Source organism: Pseudomonas sp. Cab53 (assembly GCF_018325965.1).
Classification (GTDB): domain Bacteria; phylum Pseudomonadota; class Gammaproteobacteria; order Pseudomonadales; family Pseudomonadaceae; genus Aquipseudomonas; species Aquipseudomonas chlororaphis_E.
Map to the genome: position 1 here is coordinate 2,671,014 of NZ_AP021902.1, position 17,472 is coordinate 2,688,485.

The window sequence follows — 17,472 nt, forward strand, 5'->3', positions numbered from 1 at the left end:
AGGGTCAATCTGACCCTGGCGGTACGGGGTCAATCGGACCCTGGAGGGTAATCACTACCATGCTGCGTGAAAGCCTGGCCGCCGACCTGATCGTCGAGCTGCCCAATGCCGTGCGGTTGCAGCGTCTGGTGCAGACCCTGCGCGAATACTTCAATTGCGGCGCCGTGGGCCTGCTGCGCCTGGACGATGACAGCCTGCGGCCCGTGGCGACCGTGGGCCTGGTCCATGAAGCGCTGGGCCGGCGCTTCGTCATTGCCCAGCACCCACGCCTGGCGGCGATCATGGCCTCGCGCGAACCGACCTGGTTCGAGCCGGACAGCCGCCTGCCGGACCCCTATGACGGCCTGCTCGACCCCCACGTCGGTGAACCGCTGCCGGTGCATGACTGCATGGGCGTGAGTCTTTACGTGGAAGGCCGGCTGTGGGGCGCGATCACCCTCGATGCACTGCACGCCGGGACCTTCGACAGCCGCGCCCATGAAGAGCTCAAACGCTGCACGTTGCAGATCGAGGCGGCGGTGCGGGTCACCCGCCTGGAGCAGGAGAATCGCAGCCTGCGGGCATCGCGCAGTGACCCGGCGGACCTGCGGCTGCCGGCGGAAGAGGGCGAGATCCTGGGACGCAGCGAAGGCTTGCAGCAATTGCTCAACGAGCTGGATGTCCTGGCCGACTCGGAACTGCCGGTGCTGTTGCTGGGGGAAACCGGCGTGGGCAAGGAGTTGTTCGCCCGGCGCCTGCATCGCCTGTCCCGGCGCGGCCATAAGCCGCTGGTCCAGGTCAACTGCGCGGCGCTGCCGGAGTCCCTGGCCGAAAGCGAGTTGTTCGGGCACGTCAAAGGCGCGTTTTCCGGGGCGACGACCGACCGGGCCGGGCGTTTCGATGCGGCCAATGGCGGCACGCTGTTTCTCGATGAAGTGGGCGAATTGCCGTTGAGCGTGCAGGCCAAGCTGCTGCGCACCTTGCAGAACGGCGAGATCCAGCGACTGGGCGCGGACAAGCCGCTGCACGTCGATGTGCGAATCATCGCCGCCACCAACCGGCACCTGCCCGACAGCATTCGCGACGGGCTGTTTCGTGCCGACCTGTATCACCGGCTCTCGGTCTATCCGGTGCCGATCCCACCCCTGCGCGAGCGTGGGCATGACGTGTTGATGCTGGCCGGGCATTTCCTCGAACTGAATCGAACCCGCCTGGGCTTGCGCGGGTTGCGCTTGTCACCGGCCGCCGAGCAGGCCTTGCTGGCCTACAGCTGGCCGGGCAACGTGCGGGAACTGGAGCACGTGATCAGCCGCGCTGCGTTGAAGCAACTGAGTCATGGCGCCAGTCGAAGCCTGATCATGACCCTGGAGCCCCAAGTGCTCGACCTTGACGTCAACGCCGGTGCCGGCGGCGCGCGGGCCTTGCTCGAACAGCCCCATGAATCCCCCGATGCGCCGCTCCCACCGCTGGGCGAGGCCGTCGATGCCTGCCAGCGCCAGGCGATTCTCAAGGCCCTGGACCGTTGCGGCCAGAACTGGGCCGGCGCAGCGCGGCTGCTGGAGGTCGACCCGAGCAACCTGCATAAGCTGGCGCGGCGGCTTGGGCTCAAGTAGGGCTTGGCGAGCAGGGTTTTGTGAGCGCCGGTCCAATGTGGGAGCGAGCCTGCTCGCGAAGTGGCCATCCTGAGCAGCACAAGAACCGGCATTGACAATAATCAAGGCCCGCCCATGCAGGGGACTCCACACTGGCCCAAACCACAGTGGAGATCCCCCATGCCCCTTTCCCTGGCAAACATGCGCCGCCAGTACACCCGCGAAGGCCTCGACGAGGCCCGGGCCCCGGACGATCCGCTGGTGCTGTTCGGCCTGTGGATGCAACAGGCCCGCGACACTGAACGTGCGCCGGTGGAGGCCAACAGCATGGTCCTGGCGACCGTGGACGCACAGGGTCGGCCCCATTGCCGGGTGCTGTTGCTCAAGGGCTTCGACGAAACGGGCTTCACCTTCTTCGGCCACTACGACAGCGCCAAGGGTCGCGATCTGGCGCTCAATCCCTGGGCCGCCATGACGTTCTTCTGGCCGGGCCTGGAGCGCCAGGTGCGTATCGAAGGGCCGGTCCAGCGGCTCGATCCGGCGGTGTCGGATGCCTATTTCCAGTCTCGGCCGTTGGCCAGCCGGCTCGGCGCGTGGGCGTCGCCGCAGAGCCGGGCGCTGGCCAATCGCGCCGACCTCGACGCCCGGCTGGCGGACACCCAACGGCGTTTCGCCGAACAACCGGTGCCGCGCCCCGAACAGTGGGGCGGCTACTGCTTGCGCCCCGAGCGGCTGGAGTTCTGGCAGGGGCGCGCCGATCGCCTGCATGATCGCCTCGACTACCGCTGCCAAGAGGACGGGTGGCAGCGCAGCCGCCTGGCCCCTTGACCGCCGAGGGAGGTACCTCCAAGGAGGAATAGGCCCGGTCACGATTGCGGTTCAGGCTGGGCCATCTTTTTCTGACAGGACGGCTCGCCATGGCCCATCTGACGCAACGCCAATTTCAACCGTTGAACATCGCGGTACTCACCATCAGCGATACCCGCAGTTTCGAGACCGACACCTCTGGCCAGACCCTGGCTGATCTGCTGCAAACCGCCGGGCATGTGCTCATCGACCGCGGGTTGGTGAAGGATGATATCTACCAGATCCGCGCCAAGGTCTCGCAGTGGATCGCCGACCCCAGCGTGCAAGTGGTGCTGATGACCGGCGGCACCGGCTTCACCGCGCGCGACAACACGCCTCAAGCCGTCGCGCCATTGCTGGACAAGCACGTCGACGGCTTCGGTGAGTTGTTCCGCCAGGTCTCGCTGGCGGAGATCGGCATGTCCAGCCTGCAATCGCGAGCGCTGGCGGGCATGAGCAACGGCGTGCTGGTGTGCTGCCTGCCGGGTTCGCCAGGCGCCTGCCGTACCGGTTGGGAGCAGATCCTGGCCGGGCAACTGGACAGCCGCACCGGGCCGTGCAATTTCACTGTGCACCTCAAGCCGCAGGACGGCGTCGCTCCGGTGGCGTGCGAGACGCGCTCGTGAGCGCCCTGATGCACGCGCCCCTCTGCGGCTCGGTGTGTGACAGCGGAGCGCTGGTGCCGGTAGACGAGGCCATTCGGCACCTGCTCGACCAGGCGCCGCCGCCCCCGCCCGTGCAGCGGATCGCCCTGGACCTGGCCCTGGCCCGCGTGCTGGCCAGCGACGTGCTTTGCCCGATGAACCTGCCGGCCTGGGACAACAGCGCCATGGACGGTTATGCCGTGCGCGCCGCCGATGTGCCGGCCGCTGGCGGCGCCCTGGCGTTGAGCGGGCGCATTGCCGCCGGTGATGGGCCGGGCGAGCCGCTGCAAACGGGTCAGGCCGTGCGGATCTTCACCGGGGCGCCGCTGCCACCCGGCGCCGACACGGTGGTGCCGCAGGAAAGCTGTCGGGTCGAAGGCGGGCGGGTCTGGCTGCCGGCGGTCAATCGCGGTGATCACGTACGCAAGGAAGGCGAGGAACGTCGGCAGGGGGACTGCCTGCTCAAGGCCGGTATGCGCCTGCGGGCCCAGGAGTTGGGCCTGCTGGCCGGTGCCGGGGTCGCCAAGGTCGAGGTGTTTCGTCCGCTGCAGGTGGGTTTGCTCAGCAGCGGCGATGAGCTGCGCGAGCCGGGCGAGACGCTGGCGCCGGGGCAGATCTACAACAGCAATAGGCACACGCTGGCCGCGTTGTTGCGCGGCTGGGGGTTCGAGGTGCATGACTTCGGTGTCATGCCCGATCAACTCCAGGCCAGCCGGCAGGCGTTGCGCCTGGCCGCCGCCGAGTGCGACGTGTTGCTGACCTCCGGCGGTGTGTCGGTGGGCGAGGAAGACCACCTCAAACAGGCCATCGCGGCCCTGGGCAATATCGACCTCTGGCGCCTGGCAATCCAGCCGGGCAAGCCGCTGGCCTTCGGCGATGTGGAGGGCAAGCCCTGGATCGGCCTGCCGGGCAATCCGTCGGCGGCGTTGATCACCGCGTTGATTGTCGTGCGCCCGTTCCTGTTCCGCGCTCAGGGCGTCGGCGATGTGCAGCCGGTGCCGTTGCGGGTGCCGGCGGGGTTCGACTGGCTCAAGCGCAATCGGCGCCGGCAATACCTGCGTGCCCGCTTGATGACGGATGTCACAGGCCACCTGTGCGTGGAACTGCACCCCCAACAAAGCTCGGCGATGCTGACGGCCGCCTGCTGGGCCGACGGCCTGGCAGTGGTGGAGTGCGAAGCCCAGGTCCACAAACATGAACCGGTGATGTACCTGCCGTTCGCCGGATTGATGCATTGACGGCAATTGATTGCCGTCAAGGTGGCCGGCCGCGGGCTGGCTAGACTGGCGGCCATCTTGGTTCGCTCACGAGGATGCCCCATGCAACTGGTTTGCCCGGCAGGGAATCTGCCTGCGCTCAAAGCGGCGGTGCGCCAAGGCGCCGATGCCGTCTATGTCGGTTTTCGCGATGACACCAACGCCCGGCATTTCGCCGGGCTGAACATGGACGACAAGCAGTTCGACGCCGCTGTCGCCCACATCCGCCAGCATCAGCGCAAGCTCTATGTGGCGGTCAACACCTACCCGCAACCCAAGGGTTGGGAACGTTGGCAGCGCGCCGTGGATCGCGCCGCCGACTTCGGCGTGGACGCGCTGATCGCCGCCGATCCGGGTGTGCTCGGCTACGCGCGCCAGCGTCATCCACACCTGGCGCTGCACCTGTCCGTGCAGGGTTCGGCGACCCATGCCGCCGCGTTGGCGTTCTACGCTGAGCGCTATGACATCCGCCGCGCCGTGCTGCCGCGGGTGCTCTCCCTGGCCCAGGTGCGCCAAGTGGCGGCTGCCAGCCCGGTGCCGATCGAAGTCTTCGGTTTCGGCAGCTTGTGCATCATGGCCGAAGGTCGCTGCCACCTGTCTTCCTACATCACCGGCGAGTCGCCGAACCTGTGTGGCGTCTGCTCGCCCGCCAAGGCGGTGCGTTGGAGCGAAGACGCCCAAGGCCTCAGCGCACGCCTGAGCGAGGTGCTGATCGACCGCTACACCCCCGAGGAGCCGGCCGGCTACCCGACCCTGTGCAAGGGCCGTTTCCTGGTGGGCGGCAAGCGTTTCCATGCGCTGGAGGAACCCACCAGCCTCGACACCCTGGACCTGCTGCCGGAACTCACCGCCATCGGCGTCGAGGCGGTGAAGATCGAAGGGCGCCAGCGCAGCCCGGCCTACGTCGAGCAGGTGACCCGGGTCTGGCGCGCCGCGCTGGATGCCCACCGCGCCGCGCCGCAACGGTTCCGGGTCCAAGAAGAATGGCGCCAGGTCCTGGCCGGGCTGTCCGAAGGCAGCCAGACCACCCTGGGCGCCTACCATCGATCATGGCAATGAGGAAGGAACCCATGAAACTCAGCCTCGGACCGGTCCTGTTTTACTGGGACAAAACCCAACTGGGAAATTTCTATGCCCAAATGTCGGCATTGCCGCTGGACGTGATCTACCTGGGGGAAACCGTGTGCTCGAAGCGCCGGGCATTCTCCCTGGATCAATGGCTCGGCCTGGGCCGCGAGCTGCAAGCGTGCAGCCAGGCGCAGATCGTGTTGTCGAGCCTGACGCTGATCGAGGCCGCCTCGGAACTGTCCTCGTTGCGGCGGCTGTGCGACAACGGCCAATTGCTGGTGGAAGCCAACGACATGGGCGCGGTGCAGTTCCTGGCCGAGCGCAAACTGCCCTTCGTGGGCGGGCCGGCACTGAACCTGTACAACGGCCATTCTCTGGCCCAACTGCTCGACAGCGGCATGGTCCGCTGGGTGCCGCCGGTGGAGTGTTCGGCGGCGCTGATCAGCGACGTGCTGGAGCAAGTGCGGGAAATGGATCGCGCAGTGCCCGAAGTGGAGATCTTCGCCTACGGTCATCTACCGCTGGCGTATTCGGCGCGCTGCTTCACCGCGCGGGCCGAAAACCGGCCCAAGGACGACTGTCAGTTCTGTTGTATCAACTACCCCGACGGCCTGGCGTTGAGCAGCCAGGAGGGCCAGCCGTTGTTCACCCTCAACGGCATCCAGACGATGTCGGGCGAGGTCAGCAATCTGCTGGCCGACTACAACGCCCTGGTGGCCTGCGGGGCCCAGGTACTGCGCTTGAGCCCGCGGGCCCAGGGCATGGACGAGGTGGTCAATGCGTTCGATCGGGTTCGCCGCGGCGAGGCGCCACCGGTGTTCGTGGAGGGCTGCAACGGCTATTGGCACGGCCATGCCGGCATGTTGAAAGTAGAGGAGGCGGGCCTGTGCTGAGTCCAAAGCGATGGTTGCTCAAGGGCGCCGACAGGGTGCTGCCCCTGGTGGGCAAGGTGCCGTTCGTGGTCCAGCGCCTGGCCTTGCAGCAGGCACTGAACCGCTGCCTGGCCGAACCGCTGCGCGATGGCGGCTTCGACCTGTTGCGCGGTCGCTGGTTGTGCCTGCGGGTGCCGGACCTGAAGTTGTGCTGGTACCTGACCCTGGCGCGGGACGGCTTGCGCATCGCCGAGCGGGCCGAAGCCCAGGTCACCATTCGTGGCAACTGGCGCGAGTTCCTGCTGTTGGCCAGCCGCCAGGAAGACCCGGACACCTTGTTCTTCCGGCGGCGACTGGTGATCGAGGGGGACACGGAACTGGGGTTGGCCCTGAAGAACCTGATCGACAGCCTTGACCCCGAGGTCTTGCCGCCGTGGTTGTGGCGCAACCTGGAACGGGCGGGCAAGGGGCTGGCGACCGTGTGATGAAGACGCCGAACGCATTGCCCCTGGTGTATTCCTGCTCCGGTTGCTCCAACGTCGCGCAATTGGCCAACAACGTCGCCTTGCGCCTGGACCGTGCCGGCCTGGCCGAGATGTCCTGCATCGTCGGGGTCGGCGGGCATGTGGCGCCGCTGGTCAACAAGGCCCGCTCGGGGCGGCGGATCATTGCGCTGGATGGGTGTCCTTTGCAATGCGTCCAGGCGTGTTTACAGCAGCATGACCTGCGAGCGGATGTGCATGTGATTTTGAGTCAGTTGGGCTGGCGCAAGCGCTTCGGGGTCGACTGCACGCAAGAGGAGGGGGAGGCGTTGTTCGAGCGGTTGATAGCGTTGATGGGGGTTGATGAGATGGATCGGCCGGGCGGTGAGTAAAGGAGTCACACACCCTGTGGCGAGGGGATTTATCCCCGCTGGGCTGCGAAGCAGCCCCAAAGCCTGAGCCCACGGTGTATCAGGCAGTTGAAGGGGGGCGCTGCGCGCCCCATCGGGGATAAATCCCCTCGCCACAGGGTATGGGGTGATCGCCATAGAGGGTTCACAGCTATTGCTGGTAAGCCTCCAGCGCTTCCTCAGCCAGGATGCGGATGTTGCGCCGCTCCATGGCGATCAGGCCGCCGTCCACCAATCGATGAAGAATGCGTGAGAACGTTTCCGGCTGGATCCCCAGCTTGGACGCCACCAGGCGCTTGGACACCTGGAGCACCACCTGGCCGTCCCGTGGGTCGCGTTCCTGCAACAGAAAGTTGATGACCCGCCGGCTGGCGCTGGCCAGGGTCAGGTTGTCGATGTCCTTGAGGCGCTGGTGCAGGTGGATGCTCATGCTCGCCAGGATCGCCAGGCAGACCTTGGGCTGGTCTTCCAGGGCCTTGCGGTAATGGGTGCCTTCGATGCTCACCAGCACGCTGTCCTTGATCGCCGACGCGCTCACCGGGTAGCAGCGGGCCTGGCTGAACAACAGGGCTTCGGCGAAGGTCTGCCCTGGCTGGATGATTTCCACCAGGTTTTCCTGGCCTTCACCCGTGACCCGAAACAGCTTGACCTGGCCGCTGACCAACAGGAAAAACCGCTTGGCCGGGTCGCCCTGGTGCATGAGCGTGCCGTTGCATTCCAGGCGCTTGAGGACAGCGAGGTTGCAGACGTCTTCGAAGACCCGCTCCGGCAATTGGCTGAACAGGTGATGACGGCGCAACAGTAGAACGATGGAAGGGTGAGTCAGCATGGCATACCTCCGGGTACGAACATGGTAGGGCGCCAGGCACCGCCGGCCTATGCCTCGGCAGGCCTACCTCGGAAGAGGGATGGAGACCGTCAGGTCAGTTCTGCACAACACCTTGTGGCGAGGGAACTTGCTCCCGCTGACGGTGGGTCAGCTTGCATCTGTGCTGAATGTGCCGCCGTCTTCGCGGGCAAGCCCGCTCCCACAGGAGGAATGTGTTGGCCATCTAACCGGCCCCGCGCAGATGCTCCATCGCCCACACCGCGGCTTCGACCCGCGAGCGCAGGCCGAGCTTGTGCAGCAGGTTCTTCACGTGGACCTTGACCGTGCCCTCGGTGATGCCCAGCTTGTGGCCGATCACCTTGTTGCTGTAGCCGGCGGCGATGGTCTTGAGGACCTGGCGTTCGCGGTCGGTCAGTTCCACCTCGGCCTGGCGCGGTGGGGAACGCAGGGCCTGGGCCATGACCCGGGTCAGGCCGGGGCTGATCACCAGCGCGCCGGCGAGGGCATCGCGGATGTACTGGATCAGCAGCTCGGGCTCCATGTCCTTGAGCAGGTAGCCGTTGGCGTCCAGGCGCAGGGCGTCGCGGATGTCGTCCTCGGCGTCGGAGACGGTGAACAGCAGCACCTTGCCGCTGTAGTGCATGGCCCGCAGCCGCCGCAGGGTCTCGATGCCGTTCATCTGCGGCATGTTGTTGTCCAGCAGCACCAGGTCGGGCTTGAGGGGGTCGATCAGTGTCAGCGCTTCCTCGCCGTGGCTGGCTTCGCCGACGATCTGTAGATCGTCTTCGAGCTCGAGCATCTGGCGGATCCCGCGACGCATCATCGGATGATCGTCGACCAAAAGGAGGGTATGGCGCAGAGGGGCGTTCATGTGGCGATGCCTTCGGTGGGTTGACCCAGGAATTCCGGCTGGAAATGCACCTGGATGCAGGTGCCCTGGGGTGTACGGGAGAAAATCCGGAGTTGGCCACGCAGGCTGCGGGCGCGTTCGTTCATGATGTTCAGGCCATGGTGTTCGCGCTGATCCACCTCGCCACTGAACCCCCGGCCATCGTCTTCGATGGACAGCCGGACGGTCTCGCCTTCCTGGCGCAGTTCGAGCCAGGCGTTCTCGGCGTGGGCGTGGCGCAGGCAGTTCGACAAGGCTTCGCGGGTGATCTGCAGGATGTGGATCTGCTCGCTGGCCGACAGCTCGAAGGCCAGGGGGTCGATGCGCAGGTGCACCTGGAAGTCCCCGCGGTGGGAGAACTCCTCGGCGGTGTCCTTGAGCTCTTCCACCAGGCCGTCGTCGTGAATCTGCAGGCGGAAGGTGGTCAGCAACTCGCGCAACTGGCGATAGGCGTTGTTGAGGCCCTCGCGCAGCTCGGCGGTGACGGTTTCGAGGGTCTGCACCGGTTCGCCCCGACGCAACAGGGTCTGCATGCGGCTGACTTGCAGCTTCATGTACGAGAGGGCCTGGGCGAGGGAGTCGTGCAGTTCGCGAGCGATGATGGTGCGCTCGTCCAGCAGCAGGAGGCGATGGTCCTGTTCACGCTGGCGCTTGAGCGACAGGGTGGTGCCGATCAGGTTCGCCAAGGCCTGGATCAGGGCGCTCTCCCAGGGTTGCGCCGCGTGGCCGTCGACGAAATGGGCCTTGAGTTCGCCCAGGTCGTTGCCCTGGTTGCTGATGCTGAAGGTCAGCGGCCGGCCGCTCTGGTGTTGTTCGCACGTGGCGCAGTCACTGCTGGCACAGACCTGGCGACCGTTGGCGCCGTGCAGGGCCAGCAACTGGCGGGCCGGTGCCTGCAATTGCCCTTGCAGGCACAGCGACAGACGCAGCCCCGGCAGCCGTTGCTGGAAGCGCCGGATCAACTCATCGAGCCCTTCTGCGTTGGCCTGCCGCGTGGCGAGGCTGCGGCTGCTCTGGTACAGCAGCTCCAGGGCGGCGTTGGCCTGTTGCAGGTTGAGGGTCTTCTGTTGGACCTGGTTTTCCAGGGTGCGGTGCGATTGCTCGATGGTCTCGGCCATGGTGTTGAAACTGGTCGCCAACTGGCCCAGCTCATCCTCGGACTGATGGTTGACCCGCACCTGGAACTCGCCCCGGCGAAAACGCTGGGTGGCGTCCACCAGTTCCTGCAACGGCGTGACCACGCCGTACTGCAACTCATACAGGCCGATCAACAGGATGATCATGGTGCTGAACAGCGCCACGCCCTGGATCGTCTGCTGCCAACCCTGCTTGTGTTCGCTCTGGCGTTGCAGCAGCGTGACGAACTGGTCCAGTTGTTCGACGAAGGAGCTGGCGCTGGCCTGGAAGAACGCCGCGTCGCCGCGCTCGATGGCGGGGCGCAGGGTCTGGTTCCAGCGTTGTTGCAGGTCGCGATAACTGCGATGCAGGGACGTGGCTGGTCCGTCTTCCAGCACGACGCGCAGGGCAGGGCTGTCCAGGCGCTGTTGCAGGCTGTCGACGATGGCCGGAATGTCCTCGCTGGCACCGGCCGCCAGCTTCCAGCTCAGGTGGTAGGTCTCCATGCGCACGGAGCCGGCGGTGTTGATGGCGGCAGCATCGCCCTGGCTGAACCAGGCGATCAACCCGGCGCTCAGGGAACTGGCCAGGGCGAGGACAGCGATCAGGATCACGGCGAGCCCGGCGCGAGCGGGCAGGGAACTGCGCAGCCAGCGCATCATGACCGCTGGCCTTGCAGGAAAAACTGAAACCCGGACATGGGAAGGCGCCTGGACCTTGGGGTATGGCAGCCGATCCTGGGTGCACTACCTCTAAAGAGTTGTCGGCCGCTGCGCTTCCATAAAAATCCCGGCCAATCTGTTCAAGATATTGATAAACAAAGGGTTCCAGCAATATCCAGGTCTACCTCCTTGGAGGTAGGCCGGCCAAGGATAGGCCAGTACCCCCAGGAAGCTCTTTGATCCACGTCAAGTTTTTACCGGGTTCGCATCACTAGGCTGCGCTCAACGAAATGACGGGAGTGCATCGCGATGCGAGCGCAAGTGCAACAAGGGCTGGTACTAGGGATGAGTACCTTGGCCTTCACCGTGTGCTTCATGGTCTGGATGATGTTTGCCGTGCTGGGCGTTCCGATCAAGGAAATGCTCACCCTCAACGAGACCCAATTCGGCCTGCTGGCCGCCACGCCGGTGTTGACCGGTTCCCTGGTGCGGTTGCCCTTGGGGCTGCTGACCGACCGTTTCGGCGGACGCATCGTGTTCTTCTTGTTGATGCTGTCCTGCGTGCTGCCGCTGTACCTGATCACTCTGGCGACCCAGTTCTGGCAATTCCTGGTACTGGGCCTGTTCGTCGGCCTGGCCGGCGGTTCGTTTTCGGTCGGCATCGCCTACGTCGCCAAATGGTTCGACAAACAGAACCAAGGTTTCGCCATGGGCGTGTTCGGTGCCGGCAACGCCGGGTCCGCGCTCACCAAGTTCCTGGCCCCGGCGCTGATCGCCCTGGGCACCTGGCACCTGGTGCCCAAGGTGTTCAGCGCCATCCTGTTCATCACCGCGCTGCTGTTCTGGTTCCTCACCGCCGAGAAAAAGGAGCACCGCAGCGTCAGTAGCACAAGCCTGCGCGAGCAACTCAAGGCATTGAAAGAGCCCGCCGTGTGGCGCTACTGCCAGTACTACTCAATCGTGTTCGGCGGCTACGTGGCCCTGGCCCTGTGGATGACCAAGTACTACGTGCAGGAGTACGGCTTCAGCCTGCAAAGCGCGGCACTGCTGGCGGCCTGCTTCTCCCTGCCCGGCGGCGTGCTGCGGGCCGTCGGCGGCTGGATGTCGGACCGCTGGGGCGCCCAGAGCGTGACCTGGTGGGTGCTGTGGGTCAGCTGGATCTGCCTGTTCCTGCTGTCGTACCCGCAGACACAACTGCAAGTACAGACCGTCAACGGCATCGTCGATTTCCACATCGGCCTCAACGCCACGCTGTTCACCGTGCTGCTGTTCGTGATGGGCATCGCCTTCGCGTTCGGCAAGGCCTCGGTCTTCAAGTACATCGCCAACGACTACCCGACCAACATGGGCGCGGTGTCCGGCATCGTCGGCCTGGCCGGCGGCCTGGGCGGGTTCGTGCTGCCGATCCTGTTTGGTGCCCTGGTGGACCTCACCGGCGTGCGCTCGTCCTGCTTCATGTTGCTGTACGGCGTGGTCTGGGTCTCGCTGATCTGGATGTACGTCTGCGAAATCCGCAAGCGCCCGCTGCTGGGCAAGTCGCCCGCCGCCAGCCAACCCCCGTTTTCCAGCATTGCCCAAGGAGAAGAACATGTCCGTTCTGCAAACGCCTGACAAAGGCCCGGTCATTCATGACTGGCGCCCGGAAGACCCTGCATTCTGGGGGCGCAGCGGCAAACAGACCGCTCGGCGCAACCTGTGGATCTCGATCCCGGCGCTGTTGCTCGCCTTCGCGGTGTGGATGGTCTGGAGCACGGTGATCGTGCGCCTGAACGCCATCGGCTTCAGCTTCAGCACCGACCAGTTGTTCTGGCTGGCCGCCTTGCCGGGGCTGTCGGGGGCAACCTTGCGGGTGTTCTACTCGTTCATGGTGCCGATCTTCGGCGGTCGCCGCTGGACCGCGCTGAGCACGGCCTCGCTGCTGGTGCCCGCGCTGTGGATGGGCTTCGCCGTGCAGGATCCGAGCACACCCTACAACGTGTTCGTGCTGATCGCCTTGCTCTGCGGTTTCGGCGGCGGCAACTTCGCCTCGAGCATGTCCAACATCAGCTTCTTCTACCCCAAGTCCCAGCAGGGCACTGCCCTGGGCCTGAACGCCGGGTTGGGCAACCTGGGTGTGTCGGTGATGCAGTTCAGCGTGCCGCTGGTGATTTCCTTCGGCGTGTTCGGCTTCCTCGGCGGCCAGCCGCAGGTGCTGGCCGATGGCAGCTCGCTGTGGTTGCAGAACGCCGGTTTCATCTGGGTGCCGTTCATCCTCGCCGTGACCGTGATCGCCTGGTTCGGCATGAACGACCTGTCCAGCGCCCGTGCCTCGTTCAGCGAGCAGGCGGTGATCTTCAAGCGCAAGCACAACTGGCTGATGTGCTGGCTGTACCTGGCCACCTTCGGTTCGTTCATCGGTTTCTCCGCCGCGTTCCCACTGCTGATCAAGACCTCGTTCCCGGACGTCATCGCCCTGAAGTTCGCTTTCCTGGGCCCATTGGTGGGCGCGCTGGTGCGGCCGCTGGGTGGCTGGCTGGCCGACAAACTCGGGGGCGCGAAGGTGACCCTGTGGAACTTCGTGCTGATGATCGTGATGGTGTTCGGCGTCATGCACTTCCTGCCACAAGGCGGCCAGGGCGGCAGCTTCTACGGCTTCCTGGGGATGTTCATGCTGCTGTTCATCACCACCGGCGTGGGCAACGGCTCCACCTTCCGCATGATCCCGGTGATCTTCCGCACCCTGCACGAAAAGGCCGCCCTGGGCAAAAAGCCCGAGCTGCGTGAGCAGGCGCTCAAGGACGCTGGCAAGGAGTCGGCAGCGGTGCTCGGTTTCAGCTCGGCCATGGGCGCCTTCGGTGCGTTCTTCATTCCCAAGTCCTTCGGCACTTCGATGGCCCTGACCGGCGGCCCGGAGATGGCCTTCTACATGTTCGTCGGCTTCTACCTGAGCTGCATCGTGGTGACCTGGTGGTGGTACGCGCGCAAGGGTGCCGCGACCCCCTGCTAAGACGAATTCAACTGTTGCGTGGGCGGGGCGCAGACCCCGCGGAGCAAGCCTGAGAGGAAAGACACTGTGAGTCATTTACTGGATCAACTGCGGTTCTTCAACCGCAAGCAAGGCGAGTTTTCCGAGGGGCACGGCGAGACCCGCAAGGAGTCTCGGGACTGGGAGAACGTCTACCGTTCCCGCTGGCAGTACGACAAGATCGTGCGTTCTACCCACGGGGTGAACTGCACCGGTTCGTGCTCGTGGAAAATCTACGTCAAGAACGGCCTGATCACCTGGGAAACCCAGCAGACCGACTACCCGCGCACCCGCAACGACCTGCCCAACCATGAGCCGCGCGGCTGCCCGCGTGGGGCGAGCTACAGCTGGTACATCTACAGCGCCAACCGCCTCAAGTACCCGAAGATCCGCAAGCCGCTGCTCAAGCTGTGGCGCCAGGCTCGGCAGACCCTGCCGCCGGTGGAAGCCTGGGCCAGCATCGTCGAGAACAAGGCCAAGGCCGACTCCTACAAGAGCAAGCGCGGCATGGGGGGCTTCATCCGTTCCAACTGGGAGGAAGTCAACGAGATCATCGCCGCCGCTAACGTCTACACCATCAAGCAACATGGCCCGGACCGGGTCGTGGGCTTCTCGCCGATCCCGGCGATGTCGATGGTCAGCTACGCCGCCGGCTCGCGTTACCTGTCGCTGATCGGTGGCGTGTGCCTGAGCTTCTATGACTGGTACTGCGACTTGCCGCCTGCCTCGCCGATGGTCTGGGGCGAGCAGACCGACGTGCCGGAATCGGCCGACTGGTACAACTCCAACTACATCATTGCCTGGGGCTCCAACGTCCCGCAGACCCGCACCCCCGACGCACACTTCTTTACCGAGGTGCGCTACAAGGGCACCAAGACCGTGGCGATCACCCCGGACTATTCGGAAGTCGCCAAGCTCACCGACCTGTGGCTCAACCCCAAGCAGGGCACCGACGCCGCGCTGGCCCAAGCCTTTAACCATGTGATCTTCAAAGAGTTTCACCTGGACAAGCCGAGCGCCTATTTCACCGACTACGCCAAGCGCTACACCGACTTGCCGGTGCTGGTGATGCTCAAGCCGATGCTCGGCGCCGCTCCGGGATCGGGTTACCAGCCCGATCGCTTCCTGCGCGCCAGCGACCTGACCGACAACCTCGGCCAGGACAACAACCCCGAGTGGAAAACCATCGCCCTGGATGCGGCCGGCGAGCTGGTGTCGCCCCAAGGCGCCATCGGCTATCGCTGGGGCGAGAAGGGCAAGTGGAACATCCTGCCGCGCGAAGGCGGCCAAGGGCGTGAGATCGACCTCAAGTTGAGCCTGATCGGCGGCGACGTCGCCGAAGTGGCGTTCCCGTACTTTGCCGGTGAAACCCAGGAGCACTTCCAGCACGTGGCCGGTGACGCGGTGCAGTTCCGCCGGGTGCCGGTGCACAGCGTGGTGCTGGCCGACGGCAGTGTGGCGAAAGTGGCCACCGTGTTCGACCTGTCGGCGGCCAACCTGGCCATCGACCGTGGCCTGGGCGGCGCCAACGTTGCCAAGGACTACGACGACGCCTCGGTGCCCGGCACCCCGGCCTGGCAGGAGCAGATCACTGGCGTGAGCCGCGAGAAGGCGATCCAGATCGCCCGCGAGTTCGCCGACAACGCCGACAAGACCCGTGGACGCTCGATGATCATCGTCGGGGCGGCGATGAACCACTGGTACCACATGGACATGAACTACCGCGGGCTGATCAACATGCTCATGCTCTGCGGTTGCATCGGCCAGACCGGCGGTGGCTGGGCCCACTACGTTGGCCAGGAAAAACTCCGTCCGCAGTGCGGCTGGCTGCCCCTGGCTTTCGGCCTGGACTGGAACCGTCCTTCGCGGCAGATGAACGGCACCAGCTTCTTCTACGGCCACAGCTCCCAATGGCGCCACGAGAAAATGAGCATGCACGATGTGCTCTCGCCATTGGCCGACAAGTCGCAGTTCCCCGAACACGCCCTGGATTACAACATCCGCGCCGAACGGGCCGGGTGGCTGCCCAGCGCGCCACAACTCAACACCAACCCGCTGCACATCTGCCGCGATGCCGCGGCCGCGGGCCTGGAACCCAAGGACTACGTGGTCAAGTCCTGGCAGGACGGTTCGCTGCGCTTCGCCTGCGAGCAACCCGACAACCCGGTGAACTTCCCGCGCAACATGTTCATCTGGCGCTCCAACCTGCTGGGCTCCTCGGGCAAGGGCCATGAGTACATGCTCAAGTACCTGCTGGGTACCAAGAACGGCGTGATGAACGAAGACATCGGCCAGGTCGGTGACTGCAAGCCGACCGAGGCCGAATGGGTCGACGAAGGCGCCATCGGCAAGCTCGACCTGGTGACCACCCTGGACTTCCGCATGTCCTCGACCTGCGTGTATTCGGACATCGTCTTGCCGACCGCCACCTGGTACGAAAAAGACGACATGAACACCTCCGACATGCACCCGTTCATCCACCCACTGTCGGCGGCCATCGATCCTGCGTGGGAATCGCGTTCGGACTGGGAAATCTACAAGGGCATCGCCAAGGCGTTCTCGGCCATGGCGGTCGGCCACCTGGGCGTGGAAAAAGACCTGGTCACCGTACCGCTGATGCACGACAGCGTCGGCGAACTGGCCCAGCCGTTTGGCGGCACCGACTGGAAAACCGCCGGCGAGGCGCCACAACCGGGCAAGAACGCACCGAACCTGCAAGTGGTGGAGCGCGACTACCCCAACATCTACAAGCAGTTCACTTCCCTGGGCCCGATGCTCGAGAAGCTCGGCAACGGCGGCAAGGGCATCAACTGGAACACCGAGGCCGAGGTGAAATTCCTTGGCGAACTGAACCACCACGAGGTCGAAGCTGGCATCAGCCAGGGCCGGCCAAAAATCGACAGCGCGATTGACGCCGCCGAAGTGATCCTGTCCCTGGCCCCGGAAACCAATGGCCACGTGGCGGTCAAGGCCTGGGCGGCCTTGTCGGAGTTCACCGGCATCGACCACAGCCACCTGGCCGTGCCCAAGGAACACGAGGCCATTCGCTTCCGTGACATCCAGGCCCAGCCGCGCAAGATCATTTCAAGCCCGACCTGGTCCGGCCTGGAAGACGATCACGTCAGCTACAACGCCGGCTACACCAACGTCCATGAGTCGATCCCATGGCGCACCATCACCGGCCGCCAGCAGTTCTACCAGGATCACCCTTGGATGCAGGCGTTCGGCGAGCAACTGATGAGCTACCGGCCACCGGTCAACACCCGCACCATCGACGTGGTCAAGGGCAAGCGCAGCAACGGCGAGACCGAGATCGTCCTGAACTGGATCACCCCGCACCAGAAATGGGGCATCCACAGCACCTACACCGACAACCTGCTGATGCTCACCTTGAGCCGTGGCGGCCCGATCATCTGGCTCTCCGAGATCGACGCCCGGCGCGCCGGCATCGAGGACAACGACTGGGTCGAGTGCTTCAACGCCAACGGCGCGCTGACCGCCCGCGCGGTGGTCAGCCAGCGGGTCAAGGAGGGCATGGTGATGATGTACCACGCCCAGGAACGGATCGTGAACGTGCCCGGCTCGGAAACCACCAAGACCCGCGGCGGCCACCACAACTCGGTGACCCGCGTGGTGCTCAAGCCCACCCACATGATCGGTGGCTACGCCCAGCAGGCCTACGGCTTCAACTATTACGGCACGGTCGGTTGCAACCGCGATGAATTCGTCGTGGTGCGCAAGATGGCCAAGGTCGACTGGCTCGACGGTTCCAGCGGCGATGACCTGCCGCGTCCCCTGCCGACTGAGCTGGATTGAGGAGATT

General features: G+C 65.1%; 14 protein-coding genes. 11 read left to right on the plus strand and 3 right to left on the minus strand.

Annotated elements, in window-relative coordinates; translation table 11 throughout:
- Positions 1 to 59 precede the first annotated feature (59 nt).
- The 8 genes from norR to KI241_RS11730 all read left to right on the plus strand — a co-directional run bounded on the left by norR (position 60) and on the right by KI241_RS11730 (position 7,131).
- Complete coding sequence (norR, locus tag KI241_RS11695; protein ID WP_212803734.1) at positions 60 to 1,592, plus strand: nitric oxide reductase transcriptional regulator NorR; 1,533 nt, start codon at positions 60 to 62, stop codon at positions 1,590 to 1,592.
- Positions 1,593 to 1,751: 159 nt separating this feature from the next.
- Positions 1,752 to 2,399 carry a pyridoxamine 5'-phosphate oxidase gene (gene pdxH / locus KI241_RS11700; protein ID WP_042729957.1) on the plus strand — a complete coding sequence of 216 codons (648 nt, stop codon included), beginning with the start codon at positions 1,752 to 1,754 and terminating at the stop codon, positions 2,397 to 2,399.
- Positions 2,400 to 2,488: 89 nt separating this feature from the next.
- Complete coding sequence (moaB, locus tag KI241_RS11705) at positions 2,489 to 3,043, plus strand: molybdenum cofactor biosynthesis protein B (protein ID WP_042729956.1); 555 nt, start codon at positions 2,489 to 2,491, stop codon at positions 3,041 to 3,043.
- A gap of 8 nt (positions 3,044 to 3,051) precedes the next feature.
- Entirely contained in the window at positions 3,052 to 4,299 is a 1,248-nt protein-coding gene (glp, locus tag KI241_RS11710) for a gephyrin-like molybdotransferase Glp (RefSeq protein WP_042729966.1), read from the plus strand.
- Positions 4,300 to 4,380: 81 nt separating this feature from the next.
- Positions 4,381 to 5,376 (plus strand): peptidase U32 family protein, encoded by a 996-nt coding sequence (locus KI241_RS11715; protein ID WP_042729955.1) that lies wholly within the window; start codon positions 4,381 to 4,383, stop codon positions 5,374 to 5,376.
- A gap of 11 nt (positions 5,377 to 5,387) precedes the next feature.
- Positions 5,388 to 6,278 carry a U32 family peptidase gene (locus KI241_RS11720; RefSeq protein WP_042729954.1) on the plus strand — a complete coding sequence of 297 codons (891 nt, stop codon included), beginning with the start codon at positions 5,388 to 5,390 and terminating at the stop codon, positions 6,276 to 6,278.
- Positions 6,272 to 6,742 carry an SCP2 sterol-binding domain-containing protein gene (locus KI241_RS11725; protein WP_042729953.1) on the plus strand — a complete coding sequence of 157 codons (471 nt, stop codon included), beginning with the start codon at positions 6,272 to 6,274 and terminating at the stop codon, positions 6,740 to 6,742. The genes KI241_RS11720 and KI241_RS11725 overlap by 7 nt, the downstream gene beginning before the upstream one ends.
- Positions 6,742 to 7,131, plus strand: a complete 390-nt coding sequence (locus KI241_RS11730) for a putative zinc-binding protein (RefSeq protein ID WP_123578116.1) — start codon at positions 6,742 to 6,744, stop codon at positions 7,129 to 7,131. Before KI241_RS11725 ends, KI241_RS11730 begins: the two co-directional genes overlap by 1 nt.
- A 169-nt stretch (positions 7,132 to 7,300) precedes the next feature.
- Here KI241_RS11730 and KI241_RS11735 read toward each other — a convergent pair whose 3' ends face one another.
- From KI241_RS11735 to KI241_RS11745, 3 genes are all read right to left on the minus strand, one after another.
- Positions 7,301 to 7,978: a Crp/Fnr family transcriptional regulator gene (locus KI241_RS11735; RefSeq protein WP_042729951.1), complete on the minus strand. Its 678-nt coding sequence runs from the start codon at positions 7,976 to 7,978 to the stop codon at positions 7,301 to 7,303.
- A gap of 223 nt (positions 7,979 to 8,201) precedes the next feature.
- Positions 8,202 to 8,849 (minus strand): two-component system response regulator NarL, encoded by a 648-nt coding sequence (narL, locus tag KI241_RS11740; protein ID WP_047738021.1) that lies wholly within the window; start codon positions 8,847 to 8,849, stop codon positions 8,202 to 8,204.
- The gene (locus KI241_RS11745; protein WP_042729949.1) at positions 8,846 to 10,645 is read right to left on the minus strand and encodes a HAMP domain-containing protein; all 1,800 of its coding nucleotides are present in this window, start codon (positions 10,643 to 10,645) and stop codon (positions 8,846 to 8,848) included. The genes narL and KI241_RS11745 overlap by 4 nt, the downstream gene beginning before the upstream one ends.
- A gap of 309 nt (positions 10,646 to 10,954) precedes the next feature.
- Between KI241_RS11745 and KI241_RS11750 the strand changes: the two genes are divergently transcribed.
- From KI241_RS11750 to KI241_RS11760, 3 genes are all read left to right on the plus strand, one after another.
- Positions 10,955 to 12,256 (plus strand): nitrate/nitrite transporter, encoded by a 1,302-nt coding sequence (locus tag KI241_RS11750; RefSeq protein ID WP_047738023.1) that lies wholly within the window; start codon positions 10,955 to 10,957, stop codon positions 12,254 to 12,256.
- Positions 12,234 to 13,631, plus strand: coding sequence for a NarK family nitrate/nitrite MFS transporter (locus KI241_RS11755; RefSeq protein ID WP_042729947.1), 1,398 nt, complete (start codon positions 12,234 to 12,236; stop codon positions 13,629 to 13,631). Before KI241_RS11750 ends, KI241_RS11755 begins: the two co-directional genes overlap by 23 nt.
- 66 nt (positions 13,632 to 13,697) lie before the next feature.
- The gene (locus KI241_RS11760; RefSeq protein WP_047738026.1) at positions 13,698 to 17,465 is read left to right on the plus strand and encodes a nitrate reductase subunit alpha; all 3,768 of its coding nucleotides are present in this window, start codon (positions 13,698 to 13,700) and stop codon (positions 17,463 to 17,465) included.
- Positions 17,466 to 17,472 lie beyond the last annotated feature (7 nt).